The 16,912-nt window shown below is 38.8% G+C and carries 14 protein-coding genes; 12 read left to right on the top strand and 2 right to left on the bottom strand.

Translation table 11 applies throughout. The annotated features are described in order from the left end of the window. Positions 1-118: 118 nt before the first annotated feature. Complete coding sequence (locus RM573_RS05520) at positions 119-2,329, top strand: carbohydrate binding family 9 domain-containing protein (protein WP_311578435.1); 2,211 nt, start codon at positions 119-121, stop codon at positions 2,327-2,329. A gap of 24 nt (positions 2,330-2,353) precedes the next feature. Here the strand turns inward: RM573_RS05520 and trhA are convergent, their stop codons facing one another. Next, positions 2,354-2,989, bottom strand: coding sequence for a PAQR family membrane homeostasis protein TrhA (gene trhA / locus RM573_RS05515; protein WP_311578432.1), 636 nt, complete (start codon positions 2,987-2,989; stop codon positions 2,354-2,356). Between the two features lie 133 nt (positions 2,990-3,122). Beyond that, positions 3,123-3,341 (bottom strand): EF-hand domain-containing protein, encoded by a 219-nt coding sequence (locus RM573_RS05510; protein ID WP_303449056.1) that lies wholly within the window; start codon positions 3,339-3,341, stop codon positions 3,123-3,125. A gap of 452 nt (positions 3,342-3,793) precedes the next feature. Between RM573_RS05510 and RM573_RS05505 the strand changes: the two genes are divergently transcribed. The 11 genes from RM573_RS05505 to ribBA all read left to right on the top strand — a co-directional run bounded on the left by RM573_RS05505 (position 3,794) and on the right by ribBA (position 16,869). Then, positions 3,794-6,754, top strand: coding sequence for a TonB-dependent receptor (locus tag RM573_RS05505; RefSeq protein WP_311578426.1), 2,961 nt, complete (start codon positions 3,794-3,796; stop codon positions 6,752-6,754). A gap of 215 nt (positions 6,755-6,969) precedes the next feature. Continuing rightward, on the top strand, positions 6,970-8,442 hold the full coding sequence (locus tag RM573_RS05500) for an alpha/beta hydrolase (RefSeq protein ID WP_311578423.1): 1,473 nt from the start codon (positions 6,970-6,972) through the stop codon (positions 8,440-8,442). A gap of 10 nt (positions 8,443-8,452) precedes the next feature. After that, positions 8,453-9,199, top strand: coding sequence for an ABC transporter ATP-binding protein (locus tag RM573_RS05495; protein ID WP_311578420.1), 747 nt, complete (start codon positions 8,453-8,455; stop codon positions 9,197-9,199). After that, positions 9,196-10,359 carry an ABC transporter permease gene (locus tag RM573_RS05490; protein WP_311578417.1) on the top strand — a complete coding sequence of 388 codons (1,164 nt, stop codon included), beginning with the start codon at positions 9,196-9,198 and terminating at the stop codon, positions 10,357-10,359. The genes RM573_RS05495 and RM573_RS05490 overlap by 4 nt, the downstream gene beginning before the upstream one ends. A gap of 36 nt (positions 10,360-10,395) precedes the next feature. Beyond that, positions 10,396-11,040: an RNA polymerase sigma factor gene (locus RM573_RS05485; protein ID WP_311578414.1), complete on the top strand. Its 645-nt coding sequence runs from the start codon at positions 10,396-10,398 to the stop codon at positions 11,038-11,040. Then, positions 11,037-11,750, top strand: coding sequence for a hypothetical protein (locus RM573_RS05480; protein WP_311578411.1), 714 nt, complete (start codon positions 11,037-11,039; stop codon positions 11,748-11,750). The genes RM573_RS05485 and RM573_RS05480 overlap by 4 nt, the downstream gene beginning before the upstream one ends. 302 nt (positions 11,751-12,052) lie before the next feature. After that, positions 12,053-13,309 carry a serine hydroxymethyltransferase gene (gene glyA, locus RM573_RS05475; RefSeq protein WP_311578408.1) on the top strand — a complete coding sequence of 419 codons (1,257 nt, stop codon included), beginning with the start codon at positions 12,053-12,055 and terminating at the stop codon, positions 13,307-13,309. A 135-nt stretch (positions 13,310-13,444) separates the two neighbouring features. Beyond that, entirely contained in the window at positions 13,445-13,900 is a 456-nt protein-coding gene (gene nrdR, locus RM573_RS05470) for a transcriptional regulator NrdR (protein WP_311578404.1), read from the top strand. 27 nt (positions 13,901-13,927) lie between these two features. Beyond that, positions 13,928-15,055: a bifunctional diaminohydroxyphosphoribosylaminopyrimidine deaminase/5-amino-6-(5-phosphoribosylamino)uracil reductase RibD gene (ribD, locus tag RM573_RS05465; protein ID WP_311578402.1), complete on the top strand. Its 1,128-nt coding sequence runs from the start codon at positions 13,928-13,930 to the stop codon at positions 15,053-15,055. A gap of 19 nt (positions 15,056-15,074) precedes the next feature. After that, positions 15,075-15,737 carry a riboflavin synthase gene (locus RM573_RS05460; RefSeq protein ID WP_311578399.1) on the top strand — a complete coding sequence of 221 codons (663 nt, stop codon included), beginning with the start codon at positions 15,075-15,077 and terminating at the stop codon, positions 15,735-15,737. Between the two features lie 22 nt (positions 15,738-15,759). Continuing rightward, positions 15,760-16,869: a bifunctional 3,4-dihydroxy-2-butanone-4-phosphate synthase/GTP cyclohydrolase II gene (gene ribBA, locus RM573_RS05455; protein ID WP_311578396.1), complete on the top strand. Its 1,110-nt coding sequence runs from the start codon at positions 15,760-15,762 to the stop codon at positions 16,867-16,869. Positions 16,870-16,912 lie beyond the last annotated feature (43 nt).

Here is a 16,912-nt window from a genome sequence, read left to right as displayed (position 1 = left end):
TTAGTTACCTCACCATTAAAAACTATAAAAAGTGAACATAACCATGTCGTTACCTATTCAATTAAAAAATATTATACCTTCGTACTACCTAAAGAAGTCTATATTCGTATTTACACTAATGATGTTATTCAACACTCATTATGCTTTTTCTCAACAAATACAATGTAATAGCCAAGTTTTGGCGGAAATAAATCAATCTATTACAGTGGATGGTGTTTTAGATGAGCCGTCGTGGAAACAGGCGACAAAAATGCTGTTAGCGTATGAAAACAATCCTGGTGAAGGGACGCCAGCTCCAGTAAAAACCGAGGTGTATTTTTATCAAGATGGCACATACCTGAATGTGGCTTTCAAAGCGTATGATCCAAATCCAGAGCTTATCCGTGCTTCATTACGAGACCGTGATGCATTATGGGCGGATGACAATGTTGGAATTATCATTGACACCTTTAATGACGAACGTGGGGCGTATGAGTTTTTCGTCAATCCGTTGGGTGCACAAGCCGATATGAAAATGGATGATACCGACGGTTGGAATGAAGATGATTCCTGGGATGCCATATGGGATAGCGCAGGAAAAATAACAGACTTTGGCTACGTTGTTGAAATGAGTATTCCATTTAGCTCATTACGTTTTGCGGAAACACAAGAAGAGAAAGTATGGAATGTTGCCGGTTGGCGAAATTACCCGCGAGATGTTCGCATTCAAATGGCCACGTATAAACGTGATAGAAATATAAAATGTAATTTGTGTCAATTTCAACAACTTGTTGGATTACAGAATATTAAAGCGGGCAATAACTTCCAGTTAACTCCTACCCTGACGCTTTCCAAGCAAGATGAAAAGCCTGAGGTTCCCGGTGATTGGCAGTCGGGGAGTGTTGATGTAGAGCCTGGCTTGGACATTCGTTGGGGGATCACCCAAGACATTGTTTTAAATGCCACGATCAACCCAGACTTTTCGCAGGTTGAAGCTGATGCTGGACAATTAGATGTTAATAATACTTATTCGTTATTTTTTCCTGAAAAACGGCCTTTCTTTTTAGATGGAGCCTCATATTTTGATACCGCTAATTTTAATTTTGTCCATACTCGCAACATTGCTGAACCTGATGTTGGGGCTAAAGTGACAGGTAAAACTAATGATCATAGTTATGGTGTGATGTTAGCAAATGATAACAATACATCCTTTCTAATGCCTGGTAATCAAGGATCTGACATTGCAACCTTAGATGAAAAATCAGAAGTCGCTATTGCGCGTTATAAAATGGATGTGGGCGAAAGAAATAATATTGGGGTCTTGATGACGCATCGGCAAGCGAGTCACTATAACAATACATTATTATCCGTTGATGGCAGCTATTGGATAAGTCAACGAGATAACATTAGTTACCAAGTTGCGCGTTCAGAAACCGATAATCCTGAGTTGGTGGTTGAAGAGTTTGACGTGAATAAAGAACAAAGTGATCAAGCGTTAAGCATAAATTACTCACATAGTACTCGCGATTATAATTTAAGAGCGAATTACAGCAATATTGGTGAAGATTTTCGAGCAGATTTAGGTTTTGAATCTCGTTCGAACATCGAACGTGTTGTCCTTGGCGGTAACCGTTATTATTATGGCGACGAAGAGGATATGTTTACGCGTTGGGGCTATTTTGGTGATTGGGATAAAACCTATGATCAAGATGGAAATATGCTGGAAGAAGAGTACGAGATCCATGGCAACTTACAAGGCAAGAAACAATTCTATTCAAACTTCGGTATTGTTCATCGCAAGCGACTATATGACGGTGAAATGTTTGATGAAACTCAATTTATGCAGTTTGCCAGATTTAGGCCAAGAAGAAATATTGAGTTAGGTACTTTTTATCGCTTTGGTAAACAAATTGATTTTGCTAATACTCGTTTAGGTGACGTCATTGATGTTGATCCTTATATAGAATGGGATGTAAATGAGCATGTTAAAATAGATCTAAATTATAGTTATAGCCAATTAGATGTGAACGATGACCGTATTTATACGGCGCATCAATCAGACTTGCGAATCGGTTATCAATTCGATATGCGGAGCATCTTAAAGTTTGTTGTGCAATATACTGATATTGAAAGAAATCCTGATCTATATATTTACGATGATATTGAAGATAGACCCGATAGAAATAGTCGCTACTTCTCTAGCCAACTTGTTTATTCTTATAAAATTAATCCGCAAACATTATTTTTTATCGGTTATTCGGATGGCGGCTACCAAGATGATAACTTAGATAGCTTAGAACGAGATCAGCGTACCATTTTTACTAAATTTAGTTATGCGTGGCAGTTGTAACTTTATACATAGTCTGTTGTATCATTACACATAAAACCACATCATAAAATAATGACAGGCGGCACCTGCTAATACAAACAGGTGCCAAATGGCATGGTTAAAAGGAATTTTATGATTAACGTAAAAGATCACGCCAAAGGCGTAAAACCCACCACCTAAACAAAGTAGTATTAAGCCATTAATATCAATAGCATTCGCTAGTTGTTGTAAACAAAATACCGAAACAAAGCCAAGTCCAAGGTAACTCGCTACAGAGAGCGCTTTATTGTGATTTTTACAACATATTTTATAAGTAATTCCTGCAAACGCTAACAGCCATATCAGGGTGAGCATAATAAAACCTAGTCGATTACTCAGTGTGATCAACATCAATGGAGTATAAGTGCCGGCAATTAATAAATAAATTGCGCAGTGATCTAATAACTTAAAGAAACGTTTGGCTTTTGGCGTAACCATCGCATGATAAAGCGTGGAAGCTAAGAAAAGAATGACTAAACTTGTTCCATAAATAGCAAAGCTTGCAGCTCGCAAAAAATCTTGCTGTTGCATGGCGTAAAAGACTAGTAAGGTTAATCCGGCAACACTTAACAGTGCACCAATGCCGTGACTAACCGCATTCGCTATTTCTTCAGCAAGGCTGTATTGGGGAGTTAATTGCATTGAGTTATTTCAGCTTACACATGTTAGCTGAAATGATAGCAGAGTATCACTGAGATAAAAAGAGGTTAGACCAGATTGAAAAAAAGAGCCTTTAAGGCTCTTTTAATAATTTATGACGAAAAATTAACGCTGATTAAAGTGCGAGTTCAATAACCATTTCTTTTAATTCTTCTTTCGAAATCGAATTATCATGATTAGTATCAAATCGTTTGAAGATTGACTCACACATCCGAATGCCTTTGTCTTGAAGTAAACAATCAATCAATTCAACAAATTCACTGCGGTTAATGACGCCGTCTTTATCTACATCAAACACTTCAAAAAGCTCATCTACCCACTGATTAAGTTCCATCAAGAATCCTTAAATTAAAATACATCTTACCTATGACTTTATCGCTATTTGAAGGCGTTGTGAATGTTTAATTCTCTTTTTTGGTATTTATCGAATTATTTCTAATCGATTGTTCTTTTATTGATTGTTTAACTAGCAATGTTAGCTAGATAGATTTAAAAAATTAACAGGAAATATTTGAATATCATAACGATTATAAAAATTTTATTTAGTTTTTACCTTAAATACAAAATAAAAAATGGCGGGGTGGCAAAATAAAAAACTTAAACTGTAAACCTATGATTTATATGGATGTTAATGGAATGTTAGTACTTTTTACTAAATAACCATTGAATGATGACTTTTTGTTCAATAAACTATGGATCCAATATATTGTATACAATATGTTGTTAATAAAAATAAGCTGTAGTTAACAGTAATGAACATAACATTTTTCATATAAGGGTTTCACAATGTTTCAAAACAATAAAAGTGGTTTTCAGCCACGTAAGACCATTGCAGCATTAGCTGTAGGTACTGCAATTGCCTTGAGTTCGCCAAGTGTCCTAGCTACCGATGGTAAAGCGTCTATTCATGGTCATATTGAGTCAGTCGCTGGGACAGACTTAAATAATGTCGTAATCACCATAAAGCATGAAGGGAAAGGGATAGTTAGAACGACCACCACAACCGAAAAAGGTGACTTCTCGTTAAAAGGATTACCGATAGGGGATTACACAATTACGGTAACAAAAGACGGCTTCACTACGGTGAGTGAAGAACATGTCAATATTAATGTTGCTGGTTTAGTCTTTGACGCGACGATGGCAGACACCTCAAATATTGAAAGAATCGAAGTATCAGGTGCAAGAATTAGTCAAATTGATACTAGTTCTACGCAAGCCTCACAAGTTATTTCAACGGAAAGATTAAATCTATTACCTGTTGAACTGAACTCTTCAGCCATTGCTATGTTAGCACCAGGTACGGTTGGTGGTGATGCGTCCTTTGGCGGTGTTGCCATTGGTGGCTCTTCAGTCGCTGAAAATGGTTATATGCTCAATGGCTTGAATATTACTGATGTTCGTAAAGGTATGGGAGATATTGAACTGCCATGGCAAGCTATTCAACAAACTGAAGTGATTACTGGTGGTGTCTCGCCAGAATATGGTCGCTTCATTGGCGGTGTCGTGAACTTAGTGTCAAAGTCTGGTGATAACGAGTGGAGCTTTGGTGGAAAAATTGAGATTGAACCTCAATCGTTACGTGAACCTTACCCTTGGATCAATAACGAAGGCAAAATGATCCAAAGTGACACCACCAATTATGATGAAAAAGAGATCAATCTCTGGGCAAGCGGTGCAATCATTGAAGATACATTATTCTTTTATGGTTTATATAACCCACAAAGCGGTGATGGCTCAAGCGATAGTGATACTAACTATATAGAAAATGAGTGGGAGCGAGATATGTGGTTTGCCAAGTTAGATTGGGAAATCAGTGAAAACCACTCTATAAGTGCGATGGCATTTGATAATGGCGCGACGTATCAATCTAATGAATGGCGCAAAGATACCGATGGTAACTTTAATAAAGCAGATAAGCCGGGTGAAACCTTAGGTAAAGATGGTGGCTTAGTTTGGAACGTCCAATATACCGGTTATTTAAGCGATGATTTTACCGTATCGGCAATGTATGGTCATGTTGAAAATGAAACGGGCGTCCCTTCTGGAACACCTGAATTATCCAGAGTGTGGGATAATCGCGATGGTTACTGGGTACCCTTAGGAGATTGGGTTGGCAGTGGTGATAGTTCCACCAAAGATATGCGTAAAGTATATCGAGTCGATTTTGATTATGTGATGGGTGATCACACCTTTCGATTCGGCTTCGACCATGAAACATTGGAAATCTCAGATTACTATGAGCCCCATGGTGATGGTTGGTACGATTATTACCGTGCAGCCGAAGATGGCGCAGCGGGTTTACCAATTTTAGCCGGAGAAGAATATGCTGATCTGCGTATTTGGGGCAAAGAAAGTGAAACGGAAAACCAGTCAAATGCTATTTATTTCACCGACACATGGGAAGTTAATGATCAACTCGTACTTAATTTAGGTGTACGTGCTAGTGAGTTTAGTAATACAACAGGCTCTGGTGATAAATACGTTGATTTAAAAGATCAAATAGCACCACGAGTTGGTTTTACTTATGATCTGATGGGAGACGGCTCCAGTAAACTTTATGGCTCTTACGGTCGTTACTTCCAACCTGTTTCACCAAATACCAATGTTCGTATGGCTTCAGCCGCTTATGATATTCATCATATCTATCGCTTAGAAGGTGTGAATGCTGACGGTACGCCTCAACTGGGTGAAAAATTACGTACCGACATTGTGGCAGACGGTACAGTGCCAGATGCAGATCAACTTTTTAATAACCAAGCTGAGTCTATGTATTCAGACGAAATTGTCATTGGTTATGAGCAACAAATCAATGATGATTGGGCGGCAGGTGTACGTTTAGTTTCTCGTGAATTAAAGCAATCGATTGAAGATATATCGTTCAACTATGGCATGAATCAATGGATCAAAGAAAATTACGCCAACGATCCTAATCTAAACGACTATTTAGTTGGAGGTTGGTTTCCAACATTAACAAATCCTGGCCGTGACGTGACTATGTCGTATGATGTTGATGGCGACGGAACCAAAGAAAGTGTAACAGTTAATGCTGATATGCTCGGTTTTCCTGACTCTAAACGTCAATATTATGCGGCAGAATTCAATGTTTCAGGTTATGTTACCACGGACTTTTTTATTGCTGCATCTTACACCTGGTCTCATAGTTATGGTAATACCGAAGGGCTGGTTCGTTCTGACAATGGTCAAGCGGATCCCGGTTGGACTACTTCATTTGACTACCCTGAGTTAATGGATAATGGCTACGGTAATTTACCTAATGATCGTCGTCATAACATTAAATCTTATGGTATTTATAATGTGACGGAAGACTTTAGCGTCGGTTATAACTTTTGGGCAAAATCCGGTAAACCAAAGAGTGCCTTTGGTGTTCATCCAGAAGACGATGGCTATTGTGTAACCGCTATCTCTGTTGATGGTGTGTGCTATGGACGTGATTGGTATGGAGCTGCATCCTTTTATAATGACGGTGTCGCGACTGCTCGAGGTAGTTTAGGTACCACTGAATGGGTTTACAACTTAGACCTAAACTTAACGTATCGAGTAGATCTTGAAGACGCTGGACTTTTAACGTTTAAGATGAATGTATTTAATGTCTTTAATATGGATGGTATTGAAGGTGTTGATGAACAATCAGAATTTGATAGTGGGACCAATAACCCTCGATTTGGTTATGCCGATGACTTTCAAACACCGCGTTATGTGAAACTATCGCTTCGTTATGATTTTTAAACGACAATAGTTTTACGTTGTAAAAGCCGCTGTTCTCCCACAGCGGCTTTTTGTTTTTAACCTATTGAAAATACTTTAGTTAATTGCCTTTTGAACTTGATGATTAAGCCATTATTACCTGTTAAAAAGAAGATTATTAAGAAAAATAAATAAAAAGTGTAATAAATATATTTTTCTTAAGACTAAGTAAGGGACATTTTAAAAGGAAGGATAAAATGAAAATAAATCGAAAAAGCATTTCCGCATTAACTATAACAATCAAAAGTGTTATCGCATTTGGTTTACTGTCAGTTCACAGTGCGGTTATAGCCAATGAATCGAACTTATCCCTGAAAGATTGCCATCTTGATGGTATTAAACAACAAGTACAATGTGGCAAATTACTTGTCCCTGAAAATTACGATAAACCTAATGGTGAAAAAATCACGATAAATTTTGCCGTTTTACCAGCAATTGATAAAAGCCAAAAGAAAGAACCATTAATGTTTCTTGCTGGCGGTCCTGGTCAAGCAGCTGTCAGCCTTGCAGGTGGGTTATATAAAGCTTTTAATGAAGTAAGAAAATCACGTGCGTTAATTTTAGTTGATCAACGTGGTACGGGTGAATCGCATCCATTACAGTGTGAAGAAAATATCAAGCAAGATGTTTATAGCACTATACCTGAAGAGTTTTCAGCTCAAGATGTTAAAGACTGTTTAGCGACATTTACCGGTGACTTAAGTCAGTATAATTCTGAAAATGCTATTCGAGATTTTGACGCAGTTCGCGCTGCACTGAACCATGAAAAAATTGCTATTTATGGAGGGTCATATGGCACTAGAGCTGGTTTGGTTTATATGCGCTTATTTCCCGAGTCGTTAAGTAGTGTGGTTTTAGATAGTGTAGGCCCAATTGAAGTACCCATTGGATTGTTTGGCAAAAGTGCCGCACGCTCTTTTTCAATGTTATTAGCAAACTGCCAGAAAGAAGCAAGTTGTCAACAAGCCTATCCCAATTTAGCTAGTGAGTTTAATCAAGTACTCGCTACATTAGATGAGAATCCTCTTTCTATCAGTATTCCGCATCCACGTTTAGGTACTCAAACTCCATTAGTTGTTAATAAAAGCAAATTTTTATCTACCATCTTTATGCAGCTCTATAGTATTGAAGGACGCTCTTTAGTGCCGTTGATTATTCATCAAGCTTCATTAGGAAATTTTGCACCATTTGCTGGATTAACGGCAATGAGTGAAGGTGGTATGAATATGTTTGTTGGCTTAACGTTCAATATCGTTTGTAACGAAGATATGCCAAAAGTCACGGAGGACATGATTCTTGCTGATTCTGATAACAATTTTAACGGTAATTTGAGTCATGTTGCATGGCAAACAGCTTGTCCATTGTGGCCTCAATACCGTCCAAGTGACGATTTTTATAATCCTGTAACTGCTGATATTCCAACCTTGATCATTTCAGGCGAACTTGATCCTGTTACCCCACCAAGTAATGGCGAATACTCTCATAAGACACTGCCTAATAGTAGGCATATTATTATGAAAAACAGTAGTCATACCCCCGGTGTTTCAGGCTGTGCAATTAACGTTATTAATGAGTTTTTAAATAAAAAAGATCCAAATGACTTGGATGAATCTTGTTTAGATGAAATACCTGCTGAGTCATTTATGACTGGCTTAAATGGCGGCATATAGGGAGATAATTATGATTGAAGTAAATAATTTACATAAGAGCTTTACCTCGAAAAAAGATACAGTTAAAGCATTAGATGGTCTTTCGTTTCAAGCAAAAGATGGCGAAATTACCGGCATACTAGGGCCAAATGGCGCAGGTAAAACTACTTGTTTACGTACCCTTTACGGTTTGCTTTCGGCTGATGAAGGTTATGCCACTATTGACGGTATTCACGTAACAGAAAATCCATTGGCGGCACGTGCCAAGTTAGGGATCTTTCCCGATAAATTTGGTTTGTATGAACGCTTAACTGCCTATGAGCAAATTGATTATTTCGCGAGTTTACATGGCTTAACAGGACAGGCGAAAAAACAAGCCATTGAGTCTGTTTTGACAGATTTAGATATGCATGAATTAGCCCATCGTAAAACGGCTGGTTTTTCACAAGGTCAACGGATGAAAGTGACTCTAGCGCAAGCGTTAGTGCATCAGCCGCAAAACTTTGTTTTAGATGAACCAACACGTGGTTTGGATGTTATGAGTACTCGAGTATTGAGAAACTACTTAAGTAAATTTAAAGCGAAAGGTCACTGTATCTTATTTTCTTCACATGTTATGCAAGAAGTTGCAGCATTGTGTGATCGGGTGATAATCGTTGCCAATGGTAAATTAGCAGCGCAGGGCACGCCACAAGAATTATGTGAATTAGCAGGTGAAACCCAATTAGAAGAAGCCTTTGTAAAATTGATTGGTTCAGATGAGGGAGTAGCAGCATGATCCAGTTTAAAGCATTACTTTTTAAAGAATTAAAAGAAGCGTTTCGTGATAAGCGTGCCTTGATGGTGGCATTAAGCATGGGGGTTTTACTGCCAATAATGATCATGGTGATGTCAAAAGTGATGATCAAAGAAGCGGTTGATAACCCCGCTATCTATGTGAAATTTACCGGTGAGCAGTATGCGCCCAAGTTAATAAAAGCGTTTAAAGATGCCAATATTTTGTCATTTAAAGATGTGCCAGATGATGAGAAGCGTAATTGGAATGAACGCAATATTGATTTCATCATTCCCGACACTTTTGCTCAAGACATGAAGGAAGGTACACCGATTGAAATTATTCTACGGGCCGAATACGGGGAAAAATCCTTAGCATCGCCAATTCGTAGAATTAAAGATGTGGTGCGTGATTATTCTCGAACGATTGGCTTTAAACGTCTATTAGTGAGGGGCATTGATGTAAAATTATTGCAACCAGTTGATCTTCAAGAACAAGATACTTCATTACCGACCAGTAATGCTGTGATGATTTCATTAATATTAGGCATGTACTTAATGATGGGTGCGTTTATGTCTGGATTATCAATTTCCATCGACTCCAGTGCCGGTGAGCGTGAACGTAATGTCTTAGAAATGTTGTTATGTCAGCCAGTCAGCACGGTAAAAATCGTTTTAGCTAAGTTATTTTGTTCGAGCATTATCGCGGTGATCTCAATATCTTTGATGTTGACGTTAACCTCATTTTCAATGAATTTTGTCGACTTAGCTAAAATAGGCGCAACCTTTAATATAGACTTAATGACAACCTTGACGTTAATCTTGATGTTGATCCCCATTTGCTTTTTAGCATCATCATTACAGTTGTTTTTTGCCTTTCAAGCGAAAACATTTAAAGAGGCGCAATCGACAGTCACTATGTTAATTATGCTGCCAAGTTTTGTGCCGATGGCAATGATGATGATGGATGACAAGCCTGCTTGGACTGAATGGTTGCCAATTTCTGGTCAATCATTATTGATGGAAGACATCTTTAAAGGTTTGCCGGTGGACTGGATGGTACTTTTAGTGACCAGCGCAGCAACTCTTGCTTTAACAGCAGGACTAGTCATCACGTTAGCAAAAAAACTGACTTCTGAAAAAGTAGTCATGTCGTTAAGCTGATTTAACTTAGAAAGGTTTGTAAATTAATTGTTAAATATGAATAACTCGGTAGAATTCATCAGACAACAAGATCGTTTTCAAACGACATTCACTTATGATGCGAGTTATTCATTGAATCAATCTATAAACCAACAAGCTGATAGCGATAAAAGTCAAAGTCAGCAAGTAAAAAACTTCCAAGAAGTATTTGCTGATTGGATGACGGAGCATGAAAAATTGCTTCGTCACATCATTACAGGTTTTGAAGCGAAACCGGCAATTCAAGATGAGCTTTTTCAAGAAATCGCTTTAAACGTTTGGCGGGCATTACCAACGTTTAGATTCGACTCTGCTGTTAAAACATTTATTGCTCGAATTGCCCATAATGTTTTGGCCACGCATGTAGCAAAATCTGTGCGTACGGTAAAAGCGGATAAAGATTTAGCCGCGGTACCTTCAGAGGCTGAACAAGACTTAACTCAACCCACTCCTTTTCAATCACTTGACCAAAAGCAACGTCAACAGCGCTTAGCTCATGCTATTCGTCAATTGAAGCTTGACCAGCAACAAGTGATCACTCTTGCGTTAGAAGGCATGAGTTATCAAGAAATTGCCGAAGTTTTATCTATTACCACTAACCTGGTCGGCGTACGGTTACAGCGGGCTAAAAAAGCGCTAACGCAGTTATTGGAGTCGAAATGAAAGACAATGAATCATCGTTAAATATGGACAAAGACACGCAAGCGCCTATAGCAGAGCAAACTCAAATGACCGTGACAGACGAGGCTCATCACTATGCCGTTGACGATAATAATGCCGTTGATGAAAACAATCCTGATGAAGCGACAATTTTAGATGAACAATGGCAAAGTTTAAGCCAAGACTGGCAGTCGCAACCTGTTGAAAAAACAGATATTCAAGCTTTGTTAAAACAAACGAAACGCCGTACTACTTGGGCAAAAACTTGTTTTGCTTTAAATATCCTCGCTACTGCAGGGTTATTTATTTCATTTTTTTATGGTGTCATAATTGGCGAGTTTGGCACGCCATGGAATCTATATCTAGGTGGTGCCGGACTTATGTCGCTTATTTTTGTGTATTACGAAATGAAAATTCGGGCAAAAACATGGCGCCAAATTAGTGATAGTCCAGATCAAGCCATAGAAAACGCCTTAGCAGGCTGTGAATCTTCAATGAAATATATGTCGTTAACTAAATGGTCTTGTCTTCCTTTTGGTGTTTTAGCCAATTGGTTTGTGTACTCTGTCGGTAAAGAAGGCGACAAACCTATGTTGGGGGCATTGATATTTATTAATGTCTTTATTGCGGTAATGTTTTTAATCACAGAGTTAATTCATCGAAAACGTAAAAAAGAGTTCAAAGAGCTCAATGCAAAGATTTCAAACTTATAACGGAATACTCATAAGAAAGATAAATTAAATTCGGGATAACTATTGATAGCTGTGTTTTATTTGTTGTTCTTTGGTTTTTTATTCGATATATTATCTTCAAGACGAATTAGATTTCGTTATTAAAAACTTTTACCGCATTTTAACCAATACTCACTGGAATAGCTCAGTACAAAATGAGCTAATTCAAGTGGGTTTTTACATGTACAAATGAGCCTCTTTAGGGCAGAATGTGCGGCATTAAAATTGAACTTAACAAGATAGCCTGTTGGTTTAGCTGCTGGCTCATTACTTGAGGATAAAATATGTTTACACGTGATATGAATATTGCTGATTTTGACCCTGAATTATATCAGGCAATGAGTAGTGAAGTGGTGCGTCAAGAAGAACACATTGAGCTAATCGCTTCAGAAAACTACTGTAGCCCACGAGTGTTAGAAGCACAAGGTTCGCAATTAACCAATAAATATGCTGAAGGTTACCCAGGTAAGCGTTATTACGGTGGTTGTGAATATGTGGATGTTGCAGAGCAATTAGCTATCGATCGTGCGAAAGAATTATTTGGTGCTACTTACGCAAACGTTCAACCACATGCTGGTTCACAAGCCAATGCCGCTGTTTTCCAAGCATTAGTTAAGCCGGGCGGTAAAGTGTTAGGCATGAGCCTTGCTCATGGTGGCCATTTAACTCACGGTTCGCATGTTAACTTTTCTGGTAAGTCTTACGAAGCATTTCAATATGGCCTTCACCCAGAAACTGGTGATATCAATTATGAAGAACTTGAAGCATTAGCGCTTGAGCACAAACCAGAAATGATCATCGGCGGTTTCTCTGCATTCTCTGGTGTTGTAGATTGGGCACGTATGCGTGAAATTGCTGATAAAGTTGGCGCTTACTTTTTCGTTGATATGGCTCATGTTGCAGGTTTAATTGCTGCAGGTTTATACCCGAACCCAGTTCCTCATGCTCACGTCGTTACTACCACAACGCATAAAACATTAGCAGGCCCTCGCGGTGGTTTAATTATTTCAGGTTGTGATGATGAAGATGTTTATAAAAAATTAAACAGCGCGGTATTCCCAGGTGGCCAAGGTGGTCCTTTAATGCACATTATCGCGGCTAAAGCGGTAGCATTTAAAGAAGCGTTAGCGCCTGAGTTTAAGGTGTATCAACAAAACGTTTTAGATAACGCTAAAGCTATGGTTGCGGTACTTCAAGAACGTGGCTATAAAGTGGTTTCAAATGGTACAGAAAACCACTTGTTATTGCTTGATTTAATTGATAAAGATATTACGGGTAAAGACGCTGATGCCGCTTTAGGTCGTGCTCATATAACTGTAAATAAAAATTCAGTGCCAAATGATCCTCGTTCACCATTTGTAACTTCTGGTTTACGTTTAGGAACTCCAGCAATTACTCGTCGCGGTTTTGGTCTTGAAGAAACGAAAGCATTAACGGGTTGGATTTGTGATATTTTAGACGATATTAATAACGAAGAAACCATCGTCAAAGTACAAGAAAACGTGAAAGAATTATGCTCACGTTTCCCTGTTTATAAATAGCACGTCGATTGGCGTATTAATTGATAATAAGCTTAATTGCTATTAACGTTTTTATTATCAATGTATTTAGATTAAAATGGCCGCCTTAGCGGCCATTGTTATTTTTGCGCTGTAATAAAATTTTTGGAGCGTTTCATGTATTGCCCATTTTGCTCGGCTACCGATACTAAGGTGATTGATTCTCGACTGGTGTCTGACGGACATCAAATTCGCCGCCGTCGTGAGTGTGTAGCTTGTCAAGAGCGGTTTACAACCTTTGAATCTGCAGAATTAGTGATGCCTCGCATTATTAAACGAGATGGTTCAAGAGAGCCTTTCAATGAAGATAAAATGCGCAGTGGTTTAGTTCGCGCGTTAGAAAAACGACCTGTAAGCGTTGAGCAAGTTGAATTGTCTATCAATAAAGTGAAGTCGCAAATGCGGGCAACAGGCGAACGTGAAATTAGTAGCGAACTGTTAGGCAATATTATTATGGGGCAATTGAAAGACCTCGATAAAGTCGCCTATGTAAGGTTTGCTTCTGTGTATCGCTCATTTGAAGATGTGAAAGAGTTTGGTGAAGAAATTGCCCGACTTGGCAGCGATAAATAATGCGCTAATTTGGCAAACATATTCCATATGAAGAATACATTTACTCCATCAGATCATCAATTTATGGCAAAAGCTATACGATTGGCTGAACGCGGAATTTATACGACATCACCAAATCCGAGAGTTGGTTGTGTGATCGTTAATCATGGTCAAATTGTCGGAGAAGGCTTTCATGAAAAAGCGGGTCAAGGACACGCTGAAGTACATGCGTTAGCAATGGCGGGTACAAATGCACAAGGTGCAACGGCTTATGTGACGTTAGAGCCTTGTTCACATGTTGGTCGAACTCCACCTTGTGCAAACGCTTTGATTGATGCCGGCGTTAGTAAAGTCATTGCCGCTATGGTTGACCCAAATCCTCATGTTTCTGGTCGAGGGCTAGCTTTGCTTGAACAGGCAGGCATTGAAACTTATTCGGGTTTACTTGAACAAGACGCAAAAGCGTTAAATTTAGGTTTTATTAACCGAATGACTTTAGGTTTTCCTTATGTGCGCTGTAAACTTGCCGCAAGTCTTGATGGTAAAACAGCAATGGCGAGTGGTGAGAGTCAATGGATCACGTCCAAATCAGCACGCCAAGATGTACAAAAATTAAGGGCACAAAGTTGTGCCGTAATTACCGGAGCGGACTCTGTTTTAGTTGATAATGCTCGAATGAATGTTCGATGGTCAGAGTTAGGTGATGCGCGGTTACATTACAAAGAGCAAGCAGTTAGACAACCGGTACGCGTGGTCATCGATACGAAAAATCGTTTAACGCCTGATTTAGCTTTTTTCTCAGAGGCCTCGCCAATTTTATTAATCAGAACTAGCATTGAAAATAATCATCAGTGGCCTCATTTTGTAGAAGAAGTGATCTTGCCAAAAGCGTTGAATAACGAGCACGTTGATTTATCCGCCTTGTTAAATACATTAGCAAAAAAAGAGTATAATGAGGTATTAATTGAATCAGGCATGACCTTAGCCGGTGCTTTTATTGAACAAAACTTGGTTGATGAACTTGTGTTATATCAAGCACCCAAGCTGATGGGACATGAAGGAAAAGGCTTATTAAATATGCCTTTTGTGCAAGCGTTATCGCAAGCAAAAACACTTACCTTTTCAGACATTACTTTAGTCGGTGCTGACTTGAAAATCACCGCAAAATTTACCTAGCAATTATTAGAGACACTACATGTTTACTGGAATTATTGAAGCGGTTGGAAAAATTAAACAAGTTAATATCAGTGGTGACGGCGCGCGTATAACCATTGATACACAATCGTTGGATATGAGTGACGTTAAACTTGGTGACTCTATTGCGACAAATGGCATTTGTTTAACTGTGGTGGCGTTTGATCAACATAGCTTTACTGCCGATGTTTCTAATGAAACATTAACTCGAACGGGCTTTGCGCATTACGGTGTTAATCAACAGGTTAATTTAGAAAAAGCCATGCTACCGACCACTCGTTTTGGTGGTCATATCGTCTCTGGTCACGTTGATGCCGTTGCAACAGTCAATTCGATAAAGCAAAACGGAAACAGTATTGAATATTGGCTCAGCATGTCAGAAGAAATTGCGCCTTATATCGCTGAAAAAGGCTCGATTACTATTGATGGCGTAAGTCTAACGGTAAATAGTTTAACGCAAGACCAATTTAGGCTGACAATTGTACCGCATACCAGTGAACAAACTATTATGCCAAGTTATCAAGTTGGCAGTAAAGTGAATATAGAAGTTGACGTAATGGCTCGCTATATTGAGCGATTATTATTGAAAAAAAGTAATACCCAACAAGCGCCTTCTGGCGTAACAGAAGCTTTGTTAATACAAAGTGGCTTTCTTAAAGGTTAGAAAGAGAAATTAAGAGGAAATCATGAATTTACACTCTCCAAAAGAGATCATCGAAGATATCAAACAAGGTAAAATGGTTATCTTGATGGACGATGAAGATCGTGAAAACGAAGGCGATTTTATTATGGCCGCGGAGTTAGTGACTCCTGAAGCGATAAACTTTATGGCTACTCATGGCCGTGGCTTAATTTGTATGCCGATGTCCGTTGAGCACTGTAAAAAACTTAATTTACCGTTAATGGTCGATAAAAATGATGCGCAATTTTCTACTAACTTTACGGTATCAATAGAAGCTGCAGAAGGCGTTACTACTGGTATTTCGGCTGCAGATCGTGCAACTACTGTGCTTGCTGCAATCGGTAAAGACGCTAATCAGCATTCCATTGTACAACCAGGCCATATCTTTCCTTTAATGGCAAAAGATGGCGGAGTGTTAAATCGAGCGGGTCACACCGAAGCCGGTGTAGATTTAGCTCGTTTAGCAGGGTTAGAAGCCGCAGCCGTGATTGTTGAAATTTTAAATGAAGACGGCACTATGGCACGTCGTCCTGATCTAGAAGTTATTGCTCAAAAGCATGGCTTAAAAATGGGCACGATTGCTGATTTAATTGAATATAGAAATGCTAACGAAACTACCATCGAACGTATTTCTCAATGTAAACTACCAACGGCTTTTGGTGAGTTCGACTTAACAGTTTTTAAAGATACCATCGATGGTCAAGCGCATTTTGCCTTAACGAAAGGTGAAATTAACTCAGAGAAGCCTACGTTAGTTCGTGTTCATTTAGAAAATACTTTCCGCGATTTGCTCTTTAGTCAACGTGAAAGTGTTGCAAAATGGCCAATCGGCAATGCCTTAGAAAAAATTGGCCAAGAAGGCGGTGTATTAGTACTTCTAGGAAAACATGAATCACCAGAAGAGCTTATTGCGACGGTAACTAAGTACGCTAAATTAGATGCTGGTGAAACCGTGAAAGAAGTGCAACGACACGTCGGTTCAAGAAATGTAGGTGTTGGCTCACAAATTCTTTCTAATTTAGGGGTAGGGAAAATGCGTTTGTTGAGCTCTCAAGTGAAATATCATTCGTTATCAGGTTTTGGGTTAGAAGTGGTTGAATATATTTCTGAATAATTGTTCCGCCAGAAAAGCTCACAAAAAAACACGAGTTTACTCG

The sequence above is a fragment of the Thalassotalea castellviae genome, from assembly GCF_031846185.1.
Classification (GTDB): Bacteria; Pseudomonadota; Gammaproteobacteria; order Enterobacterales; family Alteromonadaceae; genus Thalassotalea_H; species Thalassotalea_H castellviae.
Note: the sequence above shows the minus strand (reverse complement) of the source record. Positions and strands in the feature narration are given on the sequence as shown.

What these genes read in the sequence shown, in the direction of transcription:
- glyA (WP_311578408.1), top strand. Translation starts at nt 12,053, where the DNA reads ATGTTTACACGTGATATGAATATTGCTGATTTTGACCCTGAATTATAT.
- ribD (WP_311578402.1), top strand. Translation starts at nt 13,928, where the DNA reads ATGAAGAATACATTTACTCCATCAGATCATCAATTTATGGCAAAAGCT.
- RM573_RS05520 (WP_311578435.1), top strand. Translation starts at nt 119, where the DNA reads ATGATGTTATTCAACACTCATTATGCTTTTTCTCAACAAATACAATGT.
- RM573_RS05495 (WP_311578420.1), top strand. Translation starts at nt 8,453, where the DNA reads ATGATTGAAGTAAATAATTTACATAAGAGCTTTACCTCGAAAAAAGAT.
- ribBA (WP_311578396.1), top strand. Translation starts at nt 15,760, where the DNA reads ATGAATTTACACTCTCCAAAAGAGATCATCGAAGATATCAAACAAGGT.
- nrdR (WP_311578404.1), top strand. Translation starts at nt 13,445, where the DNA reads ATGTATTGCCCATTTTGCTCGGCTACCGATACTAAGGTGATTGATTCT.
- trhA (WP_311578432.1), bottom strand. Translation starts at nt 2,989, where the DNA reads ATGCAATTAACTCCCCAATACAGCCTTGCTGAAGAAATAGCGAATGCG.
- RM573_RS05490 (WP_311578417.1), top strand. Translation starts at nt 9,196, where the DNA reads ATGATCCAGTTTAAAGCATTACTTTTTAAAGAATTAAAAGAAGCGTTT.
- RM573_RS05485 (WP_311578414.1), top strand. Translation starts at nt 10,396, where the DNA reads ATGAATAACTCGGTAGAATTCATCAGACAACAAGATCGTTTTCAAACG.
- RM573_RS05505 (WP_311578426.1), top strand. Translation starts at nt 3,794, where the DNA reads ATGTTTCAAAACAATAAAAGTGGTTTTCAGCCACGTAAGACCATTGCA.
- RM573_RS05460 (WP_311578399.1), top strand. Translation starts at nt 15,075, where the DNA reads ATGTTTACTGGAATTATTGAAGCGGTTGGAAAAATTAAACAAGTTAAT.
- RM573_RS05480 (WP_311578411.1), top strand. Translation starts at nt 11,037, where the DNA reads ATGAAAGACAATGAATCATCGTTAAATATGGACAAAGACACGCAAGCG.
- RM573_RS05510 (WP_303449056.1), bottom strand. Translation starts at nt 3,341, where the DNA reads ATGGAACTTAATCAGTGGGTAGATGAGCTTTTTGAAGTGTTTGATGTA.
- RM573_RS05500 (WP_311578423.1), top strand. Translation starts at nt 6,970, where the DNA reads ATGAAAATAAATCGAAAAAGCATTTCCGCATTAACTATAACAATCAAA.